Source organism: Cryobacterium sp. RTC2.1 (genome assembly GCF_035018685.1).
Lineage (GTDB): Bacteria > Actinomycetota > Actinomycetes > Actinomycetales > Microbacteriaceae > Cryobacterium > Cryobacterium glucosi.
Window position 1 is genome coordinate 1 of the sequence record NZ_JASJXJ010000090.1, and the last position, 15,532, is coordinate 15,532.

12 protein-coding genes and 1 pseudogene are annotated in these 15,532 nt (G+C 66.7%); 11 read left to right on the plus strand and 2 right to left on the minus strand.

Going from position 1 to position 15,532, the window contains the following annotated elements; genetic code table 11:
* Window positions 1–902, minus strand: a pseudogene (locus QN357_RS11930) (hypothetical protein); the annotation flags it as partial.
* Window positions 903–953: 51 nt separating this feature from the next.
* Between QN357_RS11930 and QN357_RS11935 the strand changes: the two are divergent.
* The 5 genes from QN357_RS11935 (at window position 954) to QN357_RS11955 (ending at window position 5,650) form a co-directional block, all read left to right on the plus strand.
* Complete coding sequence (locus tag QN357_RS11935; RefSeq protein ID WP_134448892.1) at window positions 954–1,160, plus strand: hypothetical protein; 207 nt, start codon at window positions 954–956, stop codon at window positions 1,158–1,160.
* 297 nt (window positions 1,161–1,457) lie between these two features.
* The gene (locus tag QN357_RS11940) at window positions 1,458–3,884 is read left to right on the plus strand and encodes a nitric-oxide reductase large subunit (protein ID WP_323504933.1); all 2,427 of its coding nucleotides are present in this window, start codon (window positions 1,458–1,460) and stop codon (window positions 3,882–3,884) included.
* On the plus strand, window positions 3,884–4,543 hold the full coding sequence (locus QN357_RS11945) for a hypothetical protein (protein ID WP_322136015.1): 660 nt from the start codon (window positions 3,884–3,886) through the stop codon (window positions 4,541–4,543). The genes QN357_RS11940 and QN357_RS11945 overlap by 1 nt, the downstream gene beginning before the upstream one ends.
* Complete coding sequence (locus QN357_RS11950) at window positions 4,540–5,370, plus strand: slipin family protein (RefSeq protein WP_322136014.1); 831 nt, start codon at window positions 4,540–4,542, stop codon at window positions 5,368–5,370. The genes QN357_RS11945 and QN357_RS11950 overlap by 4 nt, the downstream gene beginning before the upstream one ends.
* Window positions 5,363–5,650, plus strand: coding sequence for a hypothetical protein (locus QN357_RS11955; RefSeq protein ID WP_322136013.1), 288 nt, complete (start codon window positions 5,363–5,365; stop codon window positions 5,648–5,650). The genes QN357_RS11950 and QN357_RS11955 overlap by 8 nt, the downstream gene beginning before the upstream one ends.
* An 87-nt stretch (window positions 5,651–5,737) precedes the next feature.
* On the opposite strand, the gene QN357_RS11960 is transcribed toward QN357_RS11955, so the two are convergent.
* The gene (locus QN357_RS11960) at window positions 5,738–6,901 is read right to left on the minus strand and encodes a TIGR04053 family radical SAM/SPASM domain-containing protein (RefSeq protein ID WP_241975458.1); all 1,164 of its coding nucleotides are present in this window, start codon (window positions 6,899–6,901) and stop codon (window positions 5,738–5,740) included.
* A gap of 73 nt (window positions 6,902–6,974) precedes the next feature.
* Between QN357_RS11960 and QN357_RS11965 the strand changes: the two genes are divergently transcribed.
* From QN357_RS11965 to narI, 6 genes are all read left to right on the plus strand, one after another.
* Window positions 6,975–7,739, plus strand: a complete 765-nt coding sequence (locus tag QN357_RS11965) for a helix-turn-helix transcriptional regulator (RefSeq protein WP_322140770.1) — start codon at window positions 6,975–6,977, stop codon at window positions 7,737–7,739.
* A gap of 7 nt (window positions 7,740–7,746) precedes the next feature.
* Entirely contained in the window at window positions 7,747–8,457 is a 711-nt protein-coding gene (locus QN357_RS11970) for a helix-turn-helix transcriptional regulator (RefSeq protein ID WP_134560198.1), read from the plus strand.
* A gap of 78 nt (window positions 8,458–8,535) precedes the next feature.
* Window positions 8,536–12,324 (plus strand): nitrate reductase subunit alpha, encoded by a 3,789-nt coding sequence (locus QN357_RS11975; protein ID WP_416172937.1) that lies wholly within the window; start codon window positions 8,536–8,538, stop codon window positions 12,322–12,324.
* The gene (gene narH, locus QN357_RS11980) at window positions 12,325–14,013 is read left to right on the plus strand and encodes a nitrate reductase subunit beta (protein WP_134448900.1); all 1,689 of its coding nucleotides are present in this window, start codon (window positions 12,325–12,327) and stop codon (window positions 14,011–14,013) included.
* Window positions 14,010–14,702, plus strand: a complete 693-nt coding sequence (gene narJ, locus QN357_RS11985) for a nitrate reductase molybdenum cofactor assembly chaperone (RefSeq protein ID WP_322136010.1) — start codon at window positions 14,010–14,012, stop codon at window positions 14,700–14,702. Before narH ends, narJ begins: the two co-directional genes overlap by 4 nt.
* Window positions 14,699–15,472 (plus strand): respiratory nitrate reductase subunit gamma, encoded by a 774-nt coding sequence (gene narI / locus QN357_RS11990; RefSeq protein ID WP_134448902.1) that lies wholly within the window; start codon window positions 14,699–14,701, stop codon window positions 15,470–15,472. Before narJ ends, narI begins: the two co-directional genes overlap by 4 nt.
* Window positions 15,473–15,532: the final 60 nt, after the last annotated feature.

Here is a 15,532-nt window from a genome sequence, read left to right on the forward strand (position 1 = left end):
GGGCTGGTAATGGCGTCGTAGGTACTCATCAGGTATTCGCCGTCTTCCGGGGCGAACAACCCGACCATGCGCACCTGTCCCGTGTGGAGTCGCCAGAACCGCAGGGACCGGTCGTCGTAGTCGGCTTTCTCGCGGGCGGCGATGCCGGCTTCATCGAGCACGTCCCGCACCTGCCGGGCGCGCTTGAACAGTTGGTCAGCGTTCACCGTGCGCGCCTCGGCGAGGAGCCGGGCCAGGGCCGTGGCGAGTTTCTCCGGGGTGATCGCCCGGTCCAGGTCGCCGAGCCCTTTCCGGAGCGAGTCTGCCTTCTCGACGCTCAGCCAGCCCTCGCGCAGGGCCCGGCCGATTGGTGCGTGCCAGGGCGGCACGGCGGCCGCAGGTACTGGCGGGTCGACCGGCGGCAGGTCCAGAGCGGCCCCATCGAGGGGCGGAGTCTCGTCGAGCAGCTTCTTCGCGTCGGCGGCTTCGCGGGCGGCTTTCTCGGCGGCGTCGGTCTCGGCGAGCAGCCGGCCGACCGCGAAGAGTTTGCTCACGTCACCTTTGCTCGACCCGGCCAAGTTCTGCAGCAGGTCTTCCGGAGTCCGGAAGCCTTGCCGGGCCGCGAGGCCCTTCCCGCCGAGTTCGGGCCGGGACCGCCGGGCCAGGGTTGCGGCGAACCACGCCGCCTGGGTGTCCAAGGCCCGCCGGGCTCCCGCGATCAACATGTGCCCCTCGAGCACCGCTTCATCGCTGAGCGTGTCGACAGCTGCAGACGAACCGCCCAGGCCGGTGACGACATCCGCCATCGACCGCAACCCGTCGAGCACGCCGCCCTGCACCGGGTCACCGTGCACCGGGTCACCCTGCCCCCGGTCGCCGTGCGGCTGATCGGGTGAAGCGGGTGACTCGGGAAGGTTGATCATGCCCCCACGTTACGACCGACCACCGAGATTCTTTGAGCATGGCTCAGGTCTGTGGAAACTAGCTCTGATCAGGTACGTGTTGAGGAGATTCCGTCATATTCGCAGCCTGCCGACCTGGCGCAGGTGCTCGACCTCGCCGCGGCGCAGGGCGGCTTCGTCGAGCTCACCTTCCCCGAGGCCGGGCGCTATCCGTTCGTCAGCCACGTCATGTCGGATGCGGAGAAGGGTGCCCGTGGGGTCTTAGCCGCCACACCGTGAATCCGGTCTGAAAACGCCGGGAAGGCGCCCCATGCGGCGTGTCGCACCTCACCGGTGAATTTGTTTCGGCGGTGTTTCGCCGCGGTCCTATTCCGGGGCCTCACCGTTTGATCTGGTGTTTATGTTCCGATCACTTCCCTTCGACGAGAATTGTGCGCATTAAAATGAAGTTAATAAGTTTTAAGACGTGGTAGTTTTTCCCCACCTCGCGTGACCCATTCGGGGGAGGAACTTCGGCTGTCGCGAGCGCGGGCATGCCGCACGACCTTGAACAAGGCAACAGCGAGAGGGTCCGACATGGTCCAACTGAAATCCGGGGTCGGAAGAATTCGTTCCGAGTTGATGGTGTCCAAGGGTTGGCTGCAGGGCGTCGCCCTCGTGATGATCTTCGGCTTCGCGGTGATGGGATTCCTCGCCGTGATGACGTACACCGATTCGATGCCCCAGCCCAAACAGGTCGTGGACGAACGGGGAACGGTCGTCTTCACGGGCGCCGAGATCACTGCCGGCCAGCAGACCTTCGTGCAACGCGGCCTTCAGGAATACGGCTCGATCGTCGGACACGGCGGCTATCTCGGTCCCGACTACACTGCCGACTATCTCCGCCGGTCCTCGACCTTCGTCCTCGACGCCCTCACCGCCTCGGGCGTGCAGGACCCGCACGGAGCACTCGTCACGATGATGCGGACCAACCGGTACGACCCGGCAACGGGAAATCTCGTGTTCACGGACCTGCAGATCAGTGCGTTCGAGTCTGTCCAGAAACACTATGCGGACTTCTTCGGCACTCCGACGACCCAGAACGGGCTGATCCCGAGCGTGATCACCGATCCGGCCGAGATCCACGAGCTCACGGCGTTCTTCGCCTGGACCGCGTGGGGCTCCGCGGCCGAACGGCCGGGGCACAACTACTCGTACACCAACAACTGGCCGGCGGAGAAGCTCGTCGACAACGGGCCCACCGCGGACATCATCATGTGGAGCGGTCTGTCGCTCATTTCGCTGATGGTCGCCCTCGGCGCGCTGTTCGCCCTCTACGGGCGCTGGAGCAAGCGAATGGGCTGGCAGCACGGAGAAGAGACCCCGCCGCTGTCCTTCAGGCAGCCCGGCGACGTCGCCGTCACCCCCGCCCAGTCTGCGACCGCCTGGTTCTTCTTCGTCGTCGCGTTGATGTTCCTCGCGCAGGCGTTCCTCGGCGCGGCCGTCGAACACTACCGGGTCGATCTGACGAGCTTCTTCGGGATCGACCTCGCCCAGCTGTTGCCGATCAACCTCGCCAGGACCTGGCACGTGCAACTCTCCCTGCTCTGGACAGCAGCCTCGTTCCTCGCGGCAGGGATCTTCCTCGCGCCGTATATCTCGGGTCACGAACCGAAGCGGCAGCACTGGCTCGCATACATCCTCCTGGGAGCCCTCGCCCTGGTCGTCGCCGGTTCCCTGGCGGGAGAAGCCCTCAGCATCTTCGGCGTCACCGCCGCCAAGGACTCGCCGTTCTGGGGGATGCAGTGGGAGTACATCGACCTGCCGAAGTTCTGGCAGGGCCTGCTGACCGTCGGGATGTTCATCTGGATCGCGATCATCTACCGCGGTATCCGGGCCCGGCTGAAGTCTGAACACCGGTTCAACCTGCCGTGGCTGTTCTTCTATTCGGGTCTCTCCATCCCCGCCTTCTACGCCGTCGGCATGCTCGCCGGCAGCGAAGTGACACTGAGCGTCGCCGAATTCTGGCGCTTCTGGGTTGTGCATCTCTGGGTCGAGGACTTCCTCGAACTTTTCACGACCGTCATGGTCGCCTACATCTTCGTGATGCTCGGCGTCGTGCACCGCCGGATCGCGATGCAGATCATCCTGCTCGACGTGATCCTGTACTCCGCGGGCGGAATCCTCGGAACCATGCACCACCTGTACTTCTCGGGAACCCCCGTCGAGCACATGGCGCTGGGTGCGTTCTTCTCCGCACTCGAGGTGATCCCGCTGACGTTCCTCACTGTGGAAGCGTGGAGCTTCCTGCAACTCGGGGCCCGCCAGCAATCCCGAAGCGCCGCCCCGTTCCCACACCGCTGGTCGGTGATGTTCCTCGTGGCCGTCGGCTTCTGGAACTTCCTCGGCGCCGGCGTCTTCGGATTCCTGATCAACCTCCCGATCGTCTCGTACTACGAGATCGGCACCGCCCTGACCGCCAACCATGCCCACGCGTCGATGATGGGCGTCTACGGGATGATGGGCGTGGGACTATCCCTCTTCGCCCTGCGCTACCTGATTCCGGCCAAACGCTGGCCGGACCGGCTCGCCAAGATCTCGTTCTGGTCGCTCAACATCGGCCTGGCCTGGATGACCTTCGCGACGCTCCTGCCGCTCGGTGTGCTGCAGTTGTGGCACTCCGTCAGCGATGGCTACTTCGAGGCCCGCAGCATGAACTTCATCACCGGAACCGGCAACACGGTCCTGGAATGGCTGCGGATGCCCGGCGACCTCGTCTTCATCTTCGGTGGAGTCGTTCCGTTCGTCTGGATCGCCTGGCTGGGCGTGCGGTACCGCATCAAGGGAACCACCCAGGATGTCCCGATGGAGGCCCTCTTCGTGGAGGCGCAGCCCGCCGGGGCGGTCGGCGGCACTTCCGATGCGGGTGTCGATGGCGCGACACCGGAGTCCGGGTACGGGTCGGGCTACCGCAGGCGCGTCGCCGATCAGGACGGTGAGAACCGGCCGGACAGGGGCGCGTGATGGAGGCGGTCAATCCTGACGTCTGGTTCGCTCTCGGCTACGGCGGCTTCCTGCTGCTCGTGGCGCATGTCCTGGACATCCTGGCCCGGCGCACGGCGGCGGCGACGACGAGCGCGCGGTCCGGGGGATTCGAGTACCACGAGGGACACGACGCCTGGACCTGTTCCGAAGACCAGTGGCTTTGGCCGATCTCCTTCGACCCGGAGAATCGGGTGACCCGGTACCGCGCTTCCCCGACCGTCTGCAATCCGTGCCCGGTCAAGGACGACTGCACTCCGTCCCACGCGGGCCGGGAGGTCGTGCGGAACATCGATTCCTGGCCGAGCTCCGAAGCCGAGCGATTCCACAGGGGGATCGCCTGTGCCGTCGTGGTCCTCGGGGTCATCTGGCCGATCGCCGTCATGTTCCAGGGCCGCACCGGCCTCGAACTGCTCATCCTGGGAGTCGTGTCCGCGATCATCGCAGCGGGCAGCTGGCCGCTCTGGTCCCATCTCCGACGCGCTCCCGCGCGCTTCCCCGATCACCTCACGGCGCTCGGACTCGAAGACAACGAGGACCAGCGGGCCGCCATCTCGGCGAACGAACTCGCCAGGCGGAGCGGCTACGGCAGCATCCGCAAGACGGGACCGCGCACGGTCCCCGGAAAGGAAGCCCGATGACCGGAATACTCGTGACGGCCGGCGTCATCCTCCTGATCGTCGTGGTTTGGTTGACCGTCGCGTTCACGGTCCTGCAGGAGTACGAGCGGGGGGTCGCCTTCCGGTTCGGCCGCCTTCGGCAGCTCCGCGAACCCGGAGTGCAGATGGTCTTTCCGGGCATCGACACGATGGTCAGGGTGGACCTGCGTATCGTCACCCTCACGATTCCGCCGCAGGACGTCATCACCAAGGACAACGTGCCCGCGCGGGTCAATGCCGTCGTGCTCTTCCAGGTCACCGACCCGCTGCGGTCCGTGATGGCGGTTGAGAACCACGCGGTGGCGACCTCTCAGATGGCCCAGACGACCCTGCGCTCCGTCGTCGGGCGAGCGGACCTCGACACCCTGCTCGCGCATCGGGCCGACCTGAACGAGGATCTGGCCAGGAGTATCAATGCGCAGACAGAGCAGTGGGGAGTCCAGGTCAAGGTCGTCGAGATCAAGGACGTCGAGATTCCCCAGGCCATGCAGCGCGCCATGGCGCGCGAGGCCGAAGCCGAGCGGGAGAGGCGGGCGAAGATCATCAATGCCCACGGCGAACTGCAGGCCTCGGAAGAGCTCGGCCAGGCCGCGGAGATCCTCAGCCGCAATCCGGCGTCGCTCCAGCTGCGCTACCTGCAGACCCTGCTCGAGCTCGGCGCGGACCACAACTCGACCGTGGTCTTCCCGCTGCCGATGGACATCATCGGGCCGTTCCTGAAGAAAGTACCGCAGTGGCTCGACCCAACCGAGCCCGGCCGTCCCGGCCAGACTCACGGAGAGAAAACGGATGTGACCGACCATGGCTGACACAGTGCACGCGGAGCGGGGCACGCATGTGCCGACGATCGGTTCGGCTCACGACCGGGGTGTCAGCATCCGCCTGATGCTGATCGGGGTGCTCGTCGGGCTGTTCGGTCCCATCGGCGGCTTCCTCGGCGGCACGATCGTCAACGCCGACCACACTATCGCCGGCCTCGAACCACTGTTCGTCTGGCTCTTCCTCGGCATGACCGTCGGTGGGATCGGCGTCACGGTCGGCATCATCGGCGCCTTGCGCTGGGTTCGCGGCAACCACCACCTCGAATAGCGCTCCGAACCAATTCGACGGAGTTCTTGCCGTTCGGGTCGCCTCACCCGCCCAGGTGCCGAAAACCCCAAGAGTCCGTCGACTGGGTCAGGAAACCGGGACGGTGGCGACCGGCCGGTACGCGCAGCTCGGATCCTCGGCGAGAGGATCGCCGGTGACTGCGTACGCGTGCGAGCGGGAGCCGCCGCAGACCGTGCGGAACTCGCACGCTCCGCACCGGCCGCCGAATGAATCCGGGGTGCGCAGCTCCTGGAGTAGCCGCGCCTCCCGGTAGATCTCGGGGAACGACTGCTCACGCACCGAACCGACGGACACGGGCAGGAACCCGCTCGGGTAGACCGCGCCGACGTGGTCGACGAAGGCGAAGCCGCGGCCGGAGTTGACATCGATCGGGGCGCGCGGCGCGCGGCGCCTGGGCTCGTCCCCGGTCAGCAGTTCCGCGGTGTCGCACCGCAACCGGGCGCGCAGCGGGCCGACGGGGAACGCCGCATCGAGATCGGCGACACCGGCGCGCTGGATTGCGATCCGGCGGTAGTGCGGCGCCTCCGTCGTCTTGATCGCGACGAGTTCGGAGACATCGTGCAGCCAGTGCAGCACCTCTTCGGCCTCGGTGGAGGTGAGCGCGTTGAGAAGCTTGCCGCGCCCGGTCGGGACGAGGAAGAACACGCTCCACAGCGTCGTGCCGAGCTCGAGGACCGTCTTCAGGATGGCGGGCAGCTCGTGGACGGTGTCGCGGGTGACGGTCGTGTTGATCTGCAGCCGGCAGCCGACGTCGCGCACCATCCGTGCGGCGACCATCGTGTCGTCGAAGACCCCGTCGACACCGCGGAAGGCATCATGGGTCGCCGCGGATGCCCCGTCGAGGGAGAGCGACACCGCCTTCGCTCCGGCGTCGTGCAGCTCGACAAGGACCTCCCGGGTGAGGCGTGGGGTGACGGAGGGCGAGAGGGCCATGCTGAGGCCCAGGCCCGTTCCGTGGGCCACGAGTTCGGGGAGGTCGGGGCGTTCGAAGGGGTCGCCGCCGGTGAGGACGACGAGCGGGCGGGGCGTGCCGAACGACGCGAGATCGTCCAGGAGCTTCCGGCCCTGGTCGGTGGTCAGCTCGAAGGGATTGCGGGTGCGAATGGCGTCCGCACGGCAATGCGTGCAGACGAGCTGGCAGGCCCGCGTCACCTCCCAGATCACGATGAAGGGACGCTCGCCGGCATCGTGGTGCAGGTGTCGAACGGCGCGCATTGCGGTGTCAGTCACGTGATCCTGGTCCGGTACAGCTCGAATGCGCACCTCAGTTGTTTTTACCACACTTATAGGGAAAACTAGGGGTGTGCCTGCCTCCGACCTCGATGCCCGTACCCACCGCGCCCTCTCCGGCGTGAGCCGGGTCGCCGTCCTCGACGTGCTGCGCACCCACCGGATGCCGCTGGACGTTCCCGCACTCGCGGCGGCGGTCGGCCTGCACCCCAACACCGTTCGCTCGCACCTCGAACGGCTCCTCGAGGTCGGCCTCGTGACCGAGACGGTCGAGGCGCGGACGCGACCTGGCCGTCCCCGCCTGCTCTACGCCGCTGTACCGCCCGAGGCGGAACCCGCCGGGCCCGGTTCCGCCGGGCCGGCAGAATCCGGGACCTCCGAGGACTCCTACCGACTCCTCGCGGGCCTCCTCGCGGACAGCCTTGCCGCAGGAGCCCCCGACGCGCGCCCCGGCAATGAAAAGGCCGGCGACGCCGGGCGACGCTGGTCGGAACAGTTCGTGCCCGCCGACGAGCCAGCTGCCGGTCCGGTTGATCCCGCTGGAGCGATCGACCGGGTGGTCGAGATCCTCGACGGCGTTGGTTTCGCCCCCGCCCTGTCGGAGGACCGCACCGCGATCGAGCTGCATCACTGTCCGTTCCTGGACGTCGCGAAAGACCACAGCGCCATCGTGTGCTCCGTGCACCGCGGACTGATGCAGGGTGCACTGGACCGGATGCACGCGCCCACCATCGGCATCCGCCTCGAGCCGTTCGTGCGCCGGGGGGTATGCGTCGCACATGTGCGCTACTCCTCAAACCCGGCACAACATGGCGGCTTCCTGACAAAGAGCGGATAGTAGACCCATGTCTTCGAGCCCACCGTCGAGCTACCGCACGCTCGCGTCGTTCAGCAGAATCAAACTGCTGTACTTTCTGCAACAGCGCGGGACGATGACGGTCGGCGACCTCGCCGAGGCGACCGGGCTGCACCACAACACGACACGCGAACACCTGCAACGCCTGATCAATGACGGATTCGTCACCTGTGAACCCGAAGAGCGCGACGTCAAGGGCCGGCCGCGGATGCTCTACAGTGCGGCTGCCGGCGTCGACCATCGGGAGGGCTCGATCCGGGTCGCGAAGATCGAGGCCGCCGAACGGCGCGGCGACCTGGTCCGGCGGATGCTGCCGGTCAGCGCCGCGATCGACTCGCCCTTGCAGCGGCAACTGGACGCCCTCGACGACCACCTCGACCAGACCGGGTTCGACGGGCGGATCGACGCGGACGGGCGTCACGTCAGGCTGCACGATTGTCCGTACAGCGAGATGGTCAAGGAACACCCGGAGGTCTGCCGCGTGCACCTCGGCCTGCTCCAGGGGATCCTGCAGCAGACCGGGGGTCCGCTGACGGCCGACGCGCTGCATCCGCTCGACAAGCCGGACTCCTGCACACTGGACCTCCGGCACTCCGACGAGGGTGCTGAGTGTGAGGAATCCGAGGGGGCCGATGCCGGGCCCGTCCGGGTGCCCACCGAGACCGACGTGGTTATTATTCACGGCGTTTTCCGCTTGTAGCCCGTTCGGGTGCCCGTGAGACTCGGATGCGAGGGTGGTTGCTGAATCGGCAATGCCCGGCACCGCAAGGGGTATGTCGTGAAAACTCTCAAGAACTCGAGCTTCTCGAAGCGCAAAGCCGGCCAGCCCGGCACCAAACCGGGCATCGACGGCCCGATCGCGGACAGCATCCTGAACCTCGGCCGTTTCCTTCGCAGGGGCGAGACCTCGCCGGACCTGCGCTCCCTGTTCCTCGAAGGCGGCAGGGACGCCGACAGCTTCTATCGCGACCGCTGGACCCACGACAAGGAGGTGCGGTCCACCCACGGCGTGAACTGCACCGGCTCCTGTTCGTGGAAGGTGTACGTCAAGGACGGCATCATCACCTGGGAGACCCAGCAGACCGACTACCCCTCCGTCGGCCCTGACTCGCCGGAGTACGAACCCCGCGGCTGCCCCCGTGGCGCAGCATTCAGCTGGTACACCTACTCGCCGACCCGGGTGCGGTACCCCTACGTGCGCGGCGTGCTGCTCAACCTCTACCGTGAGTCGAAGGCACGCCTCGGCGACCCGGTGCTCGCCTGGGCCGACGTCACCGGCAACCCCGAGTCTGCCAAGGCCTACAAGAGCGCTCGCGGCAAGGGCGGCCTGGTGCGCGCGAGCTGGGACGAGGCCGCGGAAATCGTCGCCGCCGCCCACGTGCACACCATCAAGACCTACGGGCCGGACCGGATCGCCGGTTTCTCGCCGATCCCGGCGATGTCGATCGTCTCGCAGGGAGTCGGCAACCGCTTCATCTCCATGCTCGGCGGCACGATGCTGTCCTTCTACGACTGGTACGCCGACCTCCCCGTCGCGAGCCCGCAGGTTTTCGGCGACCAGACCGACGTCCCGGAATCCGCCGACTGGTGGAACTCGTCCTACCTGATCATGTGGGGCTCGAACGTGCCGGTCACCCGCACCCCCGACGCCCACTTCATGGTCGAGGCCCGGTACCGCGGACAGAAGGTCATCACGGTCTCTCCCGACTACGCCGACAACTCCAAGTTCGCCGACGAATGGCTCGCCGTTCACCCCGGCACCGACGGCGCCCTTGCGATCGCGATGGGCCACGTCGTTCTCAAGGAGTTCCTCGTCGACCGGCGGACCCCGCGTTTCGTCGACTACATGAAGCGCTACAGCGACTCCGCCTACCTGATCACGCTCACGAAACGCGGCGACGCCTGGGTGCCCGGCAAGTTCATGACGGCGGATGCCCTCCCCGACACCGAGCCGACGGTCGCGAGCGCGGCGTTCAAGCCGATCCTCCTCGACCAGGACGGCCGCACCGTCATCCCGAACGGATCGATCGGACACCGCTTCTCCGAGACCGACGTCGGCAAGTGGAACCTCGACCTCGAGGGCGTCGACCCGCTGCTCTCGATCATGGACGCGCCGGACTACGACGGCGCATCCGCTTCGGTCGACCTGCCGCGCTTCGACGTGTCGCCGACGACAGACGACGCGGGGGAGCAGCAGGCCGGCGGCGCCGGTATCATCCGCCGCGGCGTGCCCGTGCGGCGCGTCGCCGGCGAACTCGTGACGACCGTCTTCGACCTCCTCCTCGCCCAGTACGGCGTCGGTCGCGACGGGCTGCCGGGCATCTGGCCAACGGGCTACGACGATGCGTCCTCGCCCGGCACCCCTGCCTGGCAGGAGGCCATCACCTCGGTGCCGATGCAGGCTGCTGAACGCATCGGCCGCGAATTCGCGCAGAACGCCGAGGAATCGGGCGGTCGCTCGATGATCCTGATGGGGGCAGGCACGAACCACTGGTTCCATTCCGACACGATCTACCGGGCCTTCCTCGCCCTCACGACGATGACCGGCTGCCAGGGCGTCAACGGCGGCGGCTGGGCCCACTACGTCGGGCAGGAAAAGGTCCGCCCGCTCACCGGCTACGGACAATACGCCTTCGGCCTCGACTGGGTGCGCCCTCCCCGCCAGATGATCGGCACCGGCTTCTTCTACCTCGCGACCGACCAGTGGCGCTACGACGGGCTGTCCGCCGACACCCTCTCGAGCCCGCTCGGAGTCGGTACCTTTGCCGGCCGCACCACCGCGGACTGCCTTGTCGAATCGACGAAGCGCGGCTGGATGCCGAGCTACCCGACGTTCAACCGGAATTCGCTCGACCTCGTCGACGACGCCGTCGCCGCCGGGGTCGACCCGGCCCAGTACGTGGTCGAGTCGCTGGAGGACGGCAGCCTCGCGTACTCGGTCGAGGACCCCGACGCACCGGAGAACTTCCCTCGCGTGATGGTCGTCTGGCGGGCGAACGTACTCGGCTCTTCCGGCAAAGGCAACGAATACTTCCTCAAGCACCTGCTCGGCACCACGAGTGCCGTGCGCGCGCCCGAATCCCCGCCGGAGAAGCGCCCGAAGACGATGAAGTGGCACGAGTCCGCTCCGGAGGGAAAGCTCGACCTCCTCGTGACGAGCGACTTCCGGATGACCTCGACGACCGTCTTCAGCGATGTGGTCCTGCCGCCGGCCACCTGGTACGAGAAGAACGACCTGTCGACGACGGACATGCATCCGTTCATCCACTCGTTCAACCCCGCGATCACGCCGCCGTGGCAGGCGAAGACCGACTTCGACATCTTCCACATCCTCGCGAAGAAGATCTCCGAGCTCTCGGTCGACCACCTCGGCGTGCGCCGGGACATCGTCGCCGTGCCCCTGACGCACGACACCCCCGATGCGATGGCGACCCCGCACGGAACCGTGCAGTACGGCCAGCCGCTCGTGCCCGGCATCACGATGCCCAAGCTCGTCGTCGTCGAGCGCGACTACCCGGGCTTCGCAGACAAGCTCGGCGCACTCGGCCCGCTCACCGCGAAACTGGGCATGGTCACGAAGGGCGTCAAGTTCAATCCCGATGTCGAGGTCGAGTACCTCGGCCGGAAGAACGGTCTCGTCGAGAGCGGCCCCGCTGCCGGCCGGCCGCGCCTCACGACCGCGATCCACGCCTGCGAGATGGTGCTGGCCCTCTCCGGCACCACGAACGGCCGTCTCGGCACCCAGGGCTTCCGGCAGCTCGAGGAGCGCACGGGCATGAAGCTCGCCCACCTCGCGAGCGACAACGAGGGCAGGCGCTTCTCATACCCGGATGTCCAGGGCGCGCCCGTCCCCGTCCTCACCTCCCCGGAGTGGTCCGGCAGCGAGCACGGCGGTCGCAGGTACAGCGCATTCACGATCAACGTCGAGCACCTCAAACCGTGGCACACGCTGACCGGGCGGCAACACTTCTACCTCGACCACGACTGGATGATCGAGCTCGGGGAGCAGCTGCCGATCTTCAGGCCGCCGCTCGACATGCACCGCCTGTTTGACGACTCGATCGTCGGTTCCACGGCGGCGACCGGTTCGACGGGGTCGAAGGGCCGCGCGGAGGTCGCCGTGCGCTACCTGACGCCGCACTCGAAGTGGTCGATCCACTCCGAATACCAGGACAACCTGATGATGCTCTCGCTGTCCCGCGGCGGGCCGACGATCTGGATGTCACCGCAGGACGCCGACAAGATCGGCGTGCGCGACAACGAATGGATCGAGTCGTACAACCGCAACGGCGTCGTCGTCGCACGGGCCATCGTCTCGCACCGGATGCCGGAGGGCACCGTGTACATGTACCACGCGAAGGACCGCACGATCAACGTACCGATCGCCGAGACGAGCGGCATGCGCGGCGGAACCAACAACTCGCTGACCCGGATCCTGCTCAAGCCCAGCCACCTGATCGGCGGCTACGCCCAGCTGTCCTTCGCCTTCAACTACCTCGGCCCGACCGGGAACCAACGCGACGAGGTCACCGTGATCCGTCGACGCAGCCAGGAGGTTGAGTACTAAATGCGCGTAATGGCCCAAATGTCGATGATCATGAATCTCGACAAGTGCATCGGCTGCCACACCTGCTCCGTGACCTGCAAGCAGGTATGGACCAACCGCACCGGCGTCGAATACGTCTGGTTCAACAACGTCGAGACGCGGCCAGGCCTCGGTTACCCGAAGCGGTACGAGGACCAGGAGAAGTGGAACGGCGGCTGGGTGCGCAACAAGCGCGGACGCCTGAAACTGCGCTCCGGCGGCCGGCTCAAGCGGCTCGCCACGATCTTCAACAACCCCGACCTGCCCGTCATCGACGACTACTACGAGCCGTGGACCTACGACTACGACATGCTCACCAAAGCTCCGCTCAGCACCGAGAGTCCCGTCGCCCGACCCAAATCCCTACTGACCGGCAAGAACATGGACATCAAGTGGTCAGGCAACTGGGACGACGACCTCGGTGGTTCCCAGGAGACCGCGGCGGAGGACCCCATCCTCGCGACGATGAGCGAGCACGTGAAGATGGAGTTCGAGAACACCTTCATGTTCTACCTGCCACGGATCTGTGAGCACTGCCTGAACCCGGCCTGCGTCGCGGCGTGCCCATCCGGTGCGATGTACAAGCGCGAGGAGGACGGCATCGTCCTCGTCGACGAGGATGCCTGCCGCGGCTGGCGGATGTGCGTCTCGGCCTGCCCATACAAGAAGGTCTACTTCAACCACAAGACCGGCAAGGCGGAGAAGTGCACCCTCTGCTATCCGCTGATCGAACAGGGCAAGCCGACCATCTGCTCGGAGACCTGCGTCGGTCGACTGCGCTACCTGGGCCTGATGCTCTACGACGCCGACGCCGTGCTCGCCGCCGCCGCGATCGAGAACGACCAGGACCTGCTCGAGGCCCAGCGCGGGGTGTTCCTCGACCCGTTCGACCCCGAGGTCATCGCCGCGGCGAAGGCGGAGGGCATGGAGGACGACTGGATCCTCGCCGCGCAGAACAGCCCGATCTACAAGCTCATCTCCGAGTACAAGGTCGCCCTGCCGCTGCACCCCGAGTATCGAACGATGCCGATGGTCTGGTACATCCCGCCGCTGTCCCCGGTCGTCGACGTCATCTCGACGACGAACAACGACGGTGAGGACGCCCGCACCCTGTTCGCCGCAATCGACAAGCTGCGCATCCCCGTCGAATACCTCGCCGGGCTGTTCTCGGCCGGAGATGTCGTCCCGGTCGAATCCTCGCTGCGGAAGCTCGCCGCGATGCGTTCGTACATGCGCGACATCAACCTCGGCCGGGACCGCGACGAGTCCATCCCCGAGGCCGTCGGCATGACCGGCACCGAGATCGAAGCAATGTACCGCCTCCTCGCGATCGCCAAGTACGAGGACCGTTACGTGATCCCGAAGGCGCACGTCGAGACGGCGCGCGAGCTCGAGGAGCTCGCGTGCTCGCTCGACACCGACGGCGGACCCGGCATGGGCGGCCCGACGTCGACCGCCGCAGGGCCCTATGGCAAGACACCGGGAATGCCGTTCAACGCGACGGTCGACAACTACAACGAGATGATCGGCAAGGGCGGGGAGAAGACCAAGCCGACAACGCCCGGCCGGCTCAACCTGTTGAATTGGAACGGCTCGGGGGCGCCGAAGGGCCTGTTCCCGCCGATCCCGCCGATCATTCCGCCCGTCGCCGACACCGGGAGCCCCGCATGAGGCTCCCGAAGCTTCCGCCGCGCACCGTCAGGGCGATTCCGCTCAGTGCGGAGGACGGTGCCATCGCGCACATGGCGGCGTCGATCCTGCTCGATTATCCGACCATCGAACGCCGGGCGCGGTTTGCGGTCGTCGCCGAATCGGTCACGCTGCTGCCCGACCCGCTTCGGCACGCCTTCGAGGCGTTCCTTGGCGCTGCCGGCACCATGGACCAGCAGCAGCTCGAGGTGCACTTCACGGCCACGTTCGACCTCAAACGCAAGTGCTGCCCGTACCTCTCGTACTACGCCGCCGGCGACACCCGTCGCCGGGGCATGGCGCTGGTGCGCTTCGTCGAGGCGTATCGCGCGGCCGGCTGGGAGGTCGCGGCGGACGAACTGCCCGACTACCTTCCGATGGTGCTCGAATTCTCGGCGCTCAGCGATTCGCCCATCGCACAGGAGCTGCTCGCGGCACACCGCGACGGGATCGAGGTGCTCCGCACCGCACTCGAGACCATCGAGAGCCCGTACGCGCACGTCGTCGAAGCGGTCTCCCTCTCACTCCCGAGCATCGATGAGGAAACCCGCGAACGCTACCTGAACCTCGTGAACGAGGGCCCGCCGACGGAGACGGTCGGCATGACCTTCCTCGGCAATCTCAAACCATTTTCGCCGTCCGGCATCGCGAGTGAGGAACTCAGGGTATGAATCCGATCGACTTTCTACTGTGGGTGGCGTTCCCGTACGCGGCCATGGCCGTGTTCGTGGTCGGCCACATCTTCCGGTACCGGCACGACCAGTTCGGCTGGACTTCCCGGTCGAGCCAGGTCTACGAGAACCGGCTGCTTCGCTGGGGATCACCGATGTTCCACTACGGCATCCTGATGGTTCTCGGCGGCCACGTCGTCGGGCTCCTGGTTCCCAAGGAATGGCTCGAATTCGTCGGCGTCTCCAATGAGATCTACCACGTCGGCGCGACCTGGCTCGGCAGTATCGCGGCCGTCCTCACCCTCGCCGGGCTTGCGATCCTGATCTACCGGCGGCGGCTGAACACCCGGGTGCTGCTCGCCACAACGGTGATGGACAAGGTCATGTACCTGCTCCTCGGGGCGACCCTGCTGTTCGGGACCACCGCCACCGTGCTGTTTCAGGTGCTCGGTGCCGGCTACGACTACCGCGGAACCATCTCACCGTGGGTGCGCGGGCTGCTCTCGGCCCAGCCGGACCCGTCGCTGATGGCTCATGTGCCGTTCTTCTTCCAGCTGCACGTACTGACCGCGACCCTGCTGTTCCTGCTCTGGCCGTTCACCAGGCTCGTGCACGTGTTCTCGGCCCCGATCGGCTACATCGTGAGACCGTACATCGTCTACAGGTCGCGCGACTCTCACCGGGGATCCGGCGCGCGCAAGGCCCGCCGCGGCTGGGAGAAGAGCGTACTGCCGGCATCCGCCAGGGATAGGGACGACGCTCGCCGCTAGTCGGACCCGCCTCACTTCGCTCCAGAGAAGCGCCCGCACGACACCGAATCGTGCGGGCGC

Coding starts and splice junctions, on each gene's coding strand:
- QN357_RS11970 (WP_134560198.1), top strand. CDS start 7,747: ATGTCTTCGAGCCCACCGTCGAGCTACCGCACGCTCGCGTCGTTCAGC.
- QN357_RS11950 (WP_322136014.1), top strand. CDS start 4,540: ATGACCGGAATACTCGTGACGGCCGGCGTCATCCTCCTGATCGTCGTG.
- QN357_RS11955 (WP_322136013.1), top strand. CDS start 5,363: ATGGCTGACACAGTGCACGCGGAGCGGGGCACGCATGTGCCGACGATC.
- narH (WP_134448900.1), top strand. CDS start 12,325: ATGCGCGTAATGGCCCAAATGTCGATGATCATGAATCTCGACAAGTGC.
- QN357_RS11940 (WP_323504933.1), top strand. CDS start 1,458: ATGGTCCAACTGAAATCCGGGGTCGGAAGAATTCGTTCCGAGTTGATG.
- narI (WP_134448902.1), top strand. CDS start 14,699: ATGAATCCGATCGACTTTCTACTGTGGGTGGCGTTCCCGTACGCGGCC.
- QN357_RS11945 (WP_322136015.1), top strand. CDS start 3,884: ATGGAGGCGGTCAATCCTGACGTCTGGTTCGCTCTCGGCTACGGCGGC.
- narJ (WP_322136010.1), top strand. CDS start 14,010: ATGAGGCTCCCGAAGCTTCCGCCGCGCACCGTCAGGGCGATTCCGCTC.